This is a genomic window from Pricia sp. (assembly GCF_041745955.1).
In the GTDB taxonomy this organism is placed as follows: domain Bacteria; phylum Bacteroidota; class Bacteroidia; order Flavobacteriales; family Flavobacteriaceae; genus Pricia.
Map to the genome: position 1 here is coordinate 1 of NZ_JBGTHY010000432.1, position 2,579 is coordinate 2,579.

The 2,579-nt window shown below is 43.3% G+C and carries 3 protein-coding genes; 2 read left to right on the forward strand and 1 reads right to left on the reverse strand.

Annotated features, from left to right (window positions below):
- Positions 1-340: sulfatase-like hydrolase/transferase (locus ACEW8S_RS15240; protein ID WP_373518985.1), on the reverse strand; the 340-nt coding region annotated here is incomplete at its 3' end.
- Between the two features lie 594 nt (positions 341-934).
- Here ACEW8S_RS15240 and ACEW8S_RS15245 point away from each other — a divergent pair.
- Together ACEW8S_RS15245 and ACEW8S_RS15250 are read left to right on the forward strand one after the other, a co-directional pair.
- Complete coding sequence (locus ACEW8S_RS15245; RefSeq protein ID WP_373518986.1) at positions 935-1,747, forward strand: ThuA domain-containing protein; 813 nt, start codon at positions 935-937, stop codon at positions 1,745-1,747.
- Positions 1,748-1,752: 5 nt separating this feature from the next.
- Positions 1,753-2,579, forward strand: an 827-nt coding sequence (locus tag ACEW8S_RS15250) for a DUF3500 domain-containing protein (protein ID WP_373518987.1), incomplete at its 3' end; no start/stop codon positions are given.

The window sequence follows — 2,579 nt, forward strand, 5'->3', positions numbered from 1 at the left end:
TAAACGGTACGTATTTTTTCATCCATGACGAGGCATGTTGGCCCGATTGCTCGTTTTGCCAATGATGGCGGCCGGTAATCAAGGCACTTCTAGAAGGCGCACAGCCCGGGGAGCCTGCATAGCAGTTCGTAAAATAGACCCCTTCCCTGGCAATCCGGTCGAAGCCCGGGGTGTTTACAAAGGGGCTACCGGCAAAGCTGGAATGGAAAAAGGACTGGTCGTCGCTAATGGCAAAAAGGATGTTGGGACGCCTGTCTTCTTTTACGGCATCCGCTTGGGCGGTAGCATATTTGCATACTGAAAGAATCAGAAGTAATGCAATATGGGTTGATCTCTTCATTTCTTATTGCGTTATTAGTTCAATAGTCCGTTAATGAATCCAAGTAGTTAAGATACTTTTTTAAATTTAGTTTCACAATTATTCACTTACTCGTCCTGGGAAGGCTACATTGTTTCGAGCCCTGTTCTCAGTTTTGTCGTACCATAGAATTTCAGTGAGTTTTATAGATGAGATTCCTTGCTCATTTCTTATTCCTGAAAGCAGAATTAAGAGAAAGAGTTGTTTTAATGTTGGAGTGAACATTCCGGTAATGTCACTCATACACTTGAAGTCCTCCAAAAACATAAATCGCCGACGTGGCCTTCCTGTCAATTTCTTGGTTAAATGGTTTTATTACAATTTCCTAAATATGGTCCTTTGCGTGAGCTTTCGATTTCCACCTTCTATAATTTACCAGAAAATATATGATAGCTATTCCGGCGGTTATAGTGCAAAAAAAAAAGGAATAAGCAACCCAATGGCCATCAAAAGCATGGCCACTTCAAAAATAGGATAGAGCTTGATGCAAAATCACTGCTATTTCAAAGCAATAGGGAAAGAAAATGGCTATATTTATCGCAATTTTATAAGTAGAAAAGCATTCTAAATAAAATTATGGCAACAAAAAAAATCATCGTAAAAGCAACTTTCATCAGTTCATTTTGTATCTTGTTTTCAAACCCGGTTCTTGCACAAAAACAGTTCAAGGTACTTTTGGTGACCGAGACGGCGGGTTGGCACCATGAATCCATCGACTATGGTATTACTGCCATAAACGAACTGGCGGCCGCCCACAACTTCGAAGTGGTCAGACAGCAAGATGCGATAAAAATCACGGAAGAAGGTCTCAAGGGTATGGACGCCGTAATTTTTCTGAGTACCACCGCCGATATTTTTGATGACAACGAACAGGCCGCCTTTGAAAAATATATCCGATCGGGCAAGGGATACGTGGGCATACATGCAGCGTCCGACACCGAATACGACTGGGAATGGTATACCAAGCTCGTAGGGAGGATGTTCCACATACATCCGGCACAACAGACGGCAAAATTAAAAATCGTAAACCATAATTTTCCCGGACTGGAGCATTTCCCCGATACACTTTTGTGGACGGATGAATGGTATGAATTCGGTCCCTATAAAATAGAGGGCCTGAACGATCTGATCATGATCGATGAGAATTCCTATGATCCAAAAGTGACCTGGAAAAATAGGGATGCGGACAAAAATGGAAACTTCACGATCGATAGGGTAGGGGTAGGAACCGGTACGCACCCTATTTCTTGGTATCACGAATGCGATGGGGGACGTTCGTTCTATACGGCTTTGGGCCATATCGAGAAGGTATTCGAGAACCAATGGTTTTTGGATCATTTGTACGGGGGTATATACTATGCCGCTACAGGTAAGGGAATTGAAAAATAAGAGAAATGATGAATTCAAAACACACACTATTGCTGATGATTTGCTTCCTTTTCTATGCACAGATGGAAGCCCAGGATCTTTCTGAAAAGGCGAATGCCTTTTTGGAAACACTTTCGGAAGAACTGAGGGCGGAGGCCCTTTTTTCTTTGGACGATGTCGAGCGCTACAATATGAACTATGTGCCCCTTCCGAGAAAGGGGCCTACCTTTCATGATTTTGACAAAAATCAAAAGCAGGCCGCCCTTGATCTGCTTGCCGCATCCTTAAGCAAGCAAGGGTATAAAAAAACGGAGGAAATTCGAGAGCTTGAAAATGTGCTGCGTAGTATCGAGAACGATGACAATGATAAAATGCCCGATGGGAGGCCTAGGCGCGATCCCCTAAACTACCACTTTTGCCTATTTGGGACCCCATCGTCAACTGACATTTGGGGATGGCGATTTGAAGGCCATCACATTTCACTGAACTTTACTTCTGATGAGGGCACGATCGTTTCGGCTACACCGACCTTTTTCGGTTCCAATCCGGGAATCGTCAAAACCGGGGAACATCGGGGAAAGCAGGTACTGAAAAAGGAATCCGTTTTGGGCCTGCAGTTGGTCAACTCATTTAGTAAGGAGCAATTAAAGGCCGCCAAGTTTTCCGAGGAAGCACCGTATGAAATTTATTCTGCCAACCATCGCAAGGTAGAGGGCGTAGAAAAAAAGGGAATCCCCTATTCCCAATTGACGGAAGATCAAAAGAAAGGTTTCATGGAATTATTGGAGGTATATATAGGGAATTACATCTTTGACTTTTCTGAAAACTTTAGGAACAAGATCATCAAGGCCGG